The 4,874-nt window shown below is 55.4% G+C and carries 7 protein-coding genes; 4 read left to right on the top strand and 3 right to left on the bottom strand.

The features are described 5' to 3' along the window. Positions 1–10: 10 nt before the first annotated feature. The gene (locus ACOSYY_RS03050) at positions 11–172 is read left to right on the top strand and encodes an ATP-binding protein (protein ID WP_421660799.1); all 162 of its coding nucleotides are present in this window, start codon (positions 11–13) and stop codon (positions 170–172) included. Further along, complete coding sequence (locus ACOSYY_RS03045; protein ID WP_421660798.1) at positions 172–1,584, top strand: sigma-54-dependent transcriptional regulator; 1,413 nt, start codon at positions 172–174, stop codon at positions 1,582–1,584. The genes ACOSYY_RS03050 and ACOSYY_RS03045 overlap by 1 nt, the downstream gene beginning before the upstream one ends. Here the strand turns inward: ACOSYY_RS03045 and ACOSYY_RS03040 are convergent. The 3 genes from ACOSYY_RS03040 to ACOSYY_RS03030 are packed head-to-tail and all read right to left on the bottom strand — an operon-like array spanning position 1,581 to position 3,920. Then, complete coding sequence (locus tag ACOSYY_RS03040) at positions 1,581–2,066, bottom strand: hypothetical protein (protein WP_421660797.1); 486 nt, start codon at positions 2,064–2,066, stop codon at positions 1,581–1,583. The genes ACOSYY_RS03045 and ACOSYY_RS03040 overlap by 4 nt on opposite strands. Continuing rightward, complete coding sequence (locus tag ACOSYY_RS03035) at positions 2,063–2,479, bottom strand: Lrp/AsnC ligand binding domain-containing protein (protein ID WP_421660796.1); 417 nt, start codon at positions 2,477–2,479, stop codon at positions 2,063–2,065. Before ACOSYY_RS03035 ends, ACOSYY_RS03040 begins: the two co-directional genes overlap by 4 nt. A 4-nt stretch (positions 2,480–2,483) precedes the next feature. Further along, on the bottom strand, positions 2,484–3,920 hold the full coding sequence (locus ACOSYY_RS03030; RefSeq protein WP_421660795.1) for a PD-(D/E)XK nuclease domain-containing protein: 1,437 nt from the start codon (positions 3,918–3,920) through the stop codon (positions 2,484–2,486). A 153-nt stretch (positions 3,921–4,073) separates the two neighbouring features. On the opposite strand from ACOSYY_RS03030, the gene ACOSYY_RS03025 reads away from it, so the two are divergent. Both ACOSYY_RS03025 and ACOSYY_RS03020 read left to right on the top strand, forming a co-directional pair. Continuing rightward, positions 4,074–4,403 carry a hypothetical protein gene (locus tag ACOSYY_RS03025; RefSeq protein ID WP_421660794.1) on the top strand — a complete coding sequence of 110 codons (330 nt, stop codon included), beginning with the start codon at positions 4,074–4,076 and terminating at the stop codon, positions 4,401–4,403. Next, positions 4,400–4,874, top strand: a 475-nt coding sequence (locus tag ACOSYY_RS03020; RefSeq protein ID WP_526023270.1) for a transposase family protein, incomplete at its 3' end; no start/stop codon positions are given. The genes ACOSYY_RS03025 and ACOSYY_RS03020, both read left to right, overlap by 4 nt.

The following is a 4,874-nucleotide window of genomic DNA, read 5'->3' as shown; positions in this document are numbered from 1 at the left end:
GACTAAGGCGATTGGCACGGGAACCGGCTTGGGACTCTTCTTGCGCCGAGAGTCGGTGGTGGCTCATAGAGGCGGGTTGGCGATGACGAGTGCGGTCGGGCATGGCACGACCGTGACGATGACGTTGCCGGCCATGCGAAGCGAATCTATTCATACGACGGAGGAGACGTAATGCAGCCAGCGACGATTCTGGTGGCCGACGACGATGTGGTCGCACGTGAGCTGTTGGCCGAGGCTCTTAGGAAGGAAGGGTACCATGTCGAGGCTTTTGCCAGCGGAGAAGCGGTGATCGCGCGCGGACGCCAAGGGCGGGTCGATTTGGTGTTGACGGACATCCGCATGGGCGCGGTGGATGGGCTGACGGTGTTGCGTGAGTTCAAGCGAGTGAGTCCGAATACGGCCGTGGTGGTGCTCACCGCGTTCGGCTCTCTGGAAGGTGCGATTGAAGCGATTAAGCAGGGCGCCTACGATTACCTGGCGAAGCCGTTCAAGAAAGAAGACATCAAGCTGGTAGTCAAACGGAGCATGGATCACTGCAGATTGCTCCAAGAGAATGCGCGGTTCCGAGAGGAGTTGAAGAGTAAGGACAAGTGGTCTCCATTGGTCGGAAGCAGCACGGCGATGTTGGAGGTGTATAAGTTGGTCGCGCGCGTGGCGGAAAGCAAAAGCACGGTACTGCTCCAGGGGGAAAGCGGTACCGGCAAAGAGCTCATTGCGCGAGCCATTCATACGAATGGCCCGCGCCGGGATAAGCCATTCATTCCGGTCAATTGTGGTGCGTTGCCCGATACCTTGCTGGAATCGGAAATGTTCGGATATGAGAAAGGCGCTTTCACCGGCGCAGCGGGGACCAAGGTCGGGCTCTTCGAATCGGCCAATGGAGGGACGCTGTTTCTCGACGAGATCGGTGAGCTTGGACAGGCGTTACAAGTGAAGTTGTTGCGGGTCATGCAGGATCAGGAAGTCCGCCGGGTCGGGGGCACGACGTCCACCAGAGTCGATGTACGGATCATTGCGGCGACCAATCGAGACCTCGAGCAGTTGGTGAAGGAAGGAAAGTTTCGAGATGACCTGTTTTACCGATTGAAAGTCGTTCCGATCACGTTGCCGTCGCTGGCTGATCGGCGAGAAGACATTCCGATGCTGGTGCATCACTTCTTACAAAAGTGCGCTGCGGGCACGGACCATGCGGTGCGGGGGGTCCTGCCGGAAACTATGGCGCTCTTGACCAAATATCGATGGCCTGGCAACGTTCGAGAGCTTGAAAATGCGATTGAACGTGCCGTGTCATTAAGCCACGGGCCTCTACTGACGCCTGAAGACCTACCAGAAGTAATTCGCGAGAGTGCAACGATGGAAGCCGATACACGACTTTCAAAAATCGACCAGCTGGATGAGGTGTGTCTGACTTTAGAAGAAGTGGAAAAACGTCATTTGACTCGGGTACTCAAGGAAACGAAGGGAAATAAGGTAAAGGCCGCAAAAATCCTTGGGATTGATAGACGCACACTCTACCGCATGGCAGAGCGTTTCGGCCTGGATCTAGGAGAAGAGGCTGAAGGAGCAGAAAAAGAACTTATCTAAGGTTTCGATCCATAAAAGGTCTGTGTTGTGTAGGTGTCCTGTACAATTTTCAATTCATTCTTGATTAAGCGTAATTTATTTTCCGCACTTTGTGGAACTTGAGGTTCGGTAGGACCCCACCCTTGGAACATCGTTTGTTTACCTTCTGACGATACTTGTAGACGGAGATGGGAGCTCTGGTCAGTTTCAGGCGTCACAGATACTTCTGCACGGCTTCTCACCACACCTAACCGTCCTTTCACGAGCCAATCCCAGATACTGGACTGTTCATTCCTGTAACCTGTTTGTAACTGAGATCCGTCTTTCCATTCCACATCGTAGTCATCGTCAGCCAAGACTTTCGTCACTGCCGCTTTCACCCGGTCTGTCGAGGCAGGCAATGTCACATCGACAACGTCAGGCTCAACAGTTCGTTGAACGCTGGTACATCCAGCGGCAAACACGGTGAGGACGACGATGGCAAGACAGTCCTTTCGGATCATTTTGTTCTGGCCTCCTTCAGACGGTATACGAGGTGAGTATCGGTCTGCGTCACTCCTTCTATGCGATGTATGCGACTCAGCACCAGTTGGGTCAAGGCATCTTGGTCAGGTATGTCGGCTATCGCGATGATGTCCGGCTTGCCCCAACAAGGATCGATCGTTTTTATCTCCTTAATTTCTTCCAGTGCTTTGACAACGGCAGATGTCTGTCCAGGTAGAACATTGATCAACACGTACGCCCGATCCGACATGCTTTGTTCTCCCGGAGCGGGACCATGAATCGTGTAGGGAATTGCCCCGGAAGTGGGCTGCTTTATAGCAAAGTCATTCTTCCCTGTCAACTCAGGCTTGGTCTTGATGATCTTTGATAGCGGTGCGATAGAAGGGATCCTCTTTAAATTTGTTTTTGCCATGGTCTCACTTTGGCGCAACAAGCACTTCGACCCGGCAGTGCTCGCTGGCGCTGGTTAAGGTTGTTTCCAGCCGCTTCGGGCTTCCGATACGGCCTTCCGGATCGTACATGAAGCAAAATAACGTAGAGCATCGCCCTTGAGCTCCATAATAAGCGCTGTCCGCAGCGACCTGATCGGCAAGTTCCTTTGTGGTCAATCCGGATCTGGTCTTCTTCGCTACCACCGCGATCTGATCTCGATTCACAAGCAGTGTCGTTCTTGGTGCGCCTCCTGAGTAGGGTGGTGTCCATTCATCGGTCGCTACCTCGTCGAACTCCACCTTCAACAACGCGCACAAGAGGTCCTGTAAATCATAGTCATCTTCAACTTCGAGCGTTGCACGATAGTCTTTCCGAAGACGGAGTTGACGGGCTACGGCGTGAAAACGATGACAGACTTTTCGAACGAGATATAGGGGGTCTTGGTCAAGCGTGGAATCGAGTGCGGATTCGATCAACAGAGTGTGGCTTAGACTGATCGACGGCTTGTCTATCGGCAGGTCTTGCGGAGCAGATACACCAGAATGAGCCGGTTCAGACTGCATCGACTGGGTATTCAACGCAGACGTCTGAGCACTGGGGTGATGCTGACTCGGTATTGAAGGAGATGTCGGAACTACTGCCAGTGGAGCTTGTTTTACTTCAGCCAGTCCGTCGGTCGTTGACGGCATCGGCTGAGTAAATGGAGTTGATTCTGGTGGAGGAGAAGGATGTGTGACGGGAGTTGGGATAGGGGGAGCATGTAGCTCGGGTGTTACAGAGATAGGCGTCGGAGTAAGTGCCGAAGCTGTTGTAGGAGTCGGGGGCAGTGTCGGTGCCGGAGACGAAACCGGGGTTAATATTGGAGTCGAGACCTGAGATGCTGGTGCAAGGGGTTGTGTTTGAGCCGTGGGTGTGACAAGGGACATCGACGGTTCCCCATTTGCCATTATGGCCTCGGCAGCCGTCATGGGTGTAGTTGTCTGCGCTGTCACGGTGGTTGGTGTCGCAGGCGAGACAAGCATCAGACGTGCGGTATTGTTTACGCTTACCTCATGTGGTGGCTCGGTTTTTGGTGGCGGCTTGAGTCCTTGAAGTTCCAGCTTCCGGTCCTCCAGAGTTTGGATAAGATCTTTAATGACAGTGATGGTCTGTGCTATCTCGGTCTTGTCCGCCGTGCGAATCTTGAAGCTCCGATACGTTTGGAATTCGTGAGAACGCTCGCCGAATGTTTGCCGTAGATATTCACGAAATTGCAGCTCGGCTTTACTTTGTGCCGCATCACGATACGGAAAACCTTCTCGACAGAGGTCATTGACAGCCGCAAGAACTTCCTGGAACTTAGTGACTCCGCGCGTGATTTCTTCGATGAGAGCGGTTTTTGATCGGGACCGTTGATGGTCCGCTGCGCGTGTTCGTGCCATGGTGGTGTGAAAAAAGTCTAACTGAGGGGCACATACCTGGCAAGAAAACAACAGGTTTTGACGGATGAGACCAACGTCACATTATGAAGAGCTTCCTCCGCCCCACGATTTCCTTGGACACGCCATTGGGGCATACTGCCCCTCAGGATGGAGGTGTTCCTGGCGAAATTGAACGCAGAGCGAGGCCGGTTTTCCTCGCGCAAGAAGATGGATGTGGTCCTGCGCGTGTTGCGGGGCGACGATCTCGATCTGGTCTCCCGAGAAGCAGGGATCACCGCCGCGAAGGGGTCAGAGTGGCGGGACCAGTTCGTGGCGAGTGGCCAGGCCGGGTTGAAGAGCCGGGACGCCGATGGCCGCGACGACGACGTGGCCCGTCTGAAGGCCTTGGTCGGCGATCTGACCATGCGACTGGAACTCTCGCGGGAGGCGGTCCAGCGGTTGCGAGGGGGTGTCCCTTTGGCCACCGGGAGGTCGACGCGATGAGCCACGCCACGTCGCCTTCCACGCCACGTCCGTATGGTGTGGTCCGGGTCTGTCAGGAATGGGGCCTGAGCCGGTCCACGTGCTATCTGCAGCGCACCCGCGCCGAGACGTCTCCGGCCACATCCGCCAAGCGTGGGCCGAAGACCTTGTACACCGACGAAGGACTCATTATGCATATCCGCCACGTCCTCGCGACGTCGCCATTTCTCGGGGAAGGACATCGCAAAGTCTGGGCGCGACTGCGAGCCCAGGGGATTCGCACCTCGACATCCCGTGGGCGGCGGCTCATGCGGCAGGCCGACGTCTTGGCTCCCAGCCGGGTGCCGCGTGTCGTGGGGCCGCGGGTTCACGATGGCACGATTACCAACGAGTGCCAGAATCAGATGTGGGGCACCGATGCGACCAGCACGGTGACAGTGCAGGACGGGCCCATCACCGTGTTCGTCGGCGTGGATCATTGCACCCTTGAAG

This window comes from Nitrospira sp. BLG_2 (assembly GCF_049222245.1).
Note: the sequence above shows the minus strand (reverse complement) of the source record. Positions and strands in the feature narration are given on the sequence as shown.

What these genes read in the sequence shown, in the direction of transcription:
- ACOSYY_RS03035 (WP_421660796.1), bottom strand. Translation starts at nt 2,479, where the DNA reads ATGGCAAAAACAAATTTAAAGAGGATCCCTTCTATCGCACCGCTATCA.
- ACOSYY_RS03040 (WP_421660797.1), bottom strand. Translation starts at nt 2,066, where the DNA reads ATGATCCGAAAGGACTGTCTTGCCATCGTCGTCCTCACCGTGTTTGCC.
- ACOSYY_RS03030 (WP_421660795.1), bottom strand. Translation starts at nt 3,920, where the DNA reads ATGGCACGAACACGCGCAGCGGACCATCAACGGTCCCGATCAAAAACC.
- ACOSYY_RS03045 (WP_421660798.1), top strand. Translation starts at nt 172, where the DNA reads ATGCAGCCAGCGACGATTCTGGTGGCCGACGACGATGTGGTCGCACGT.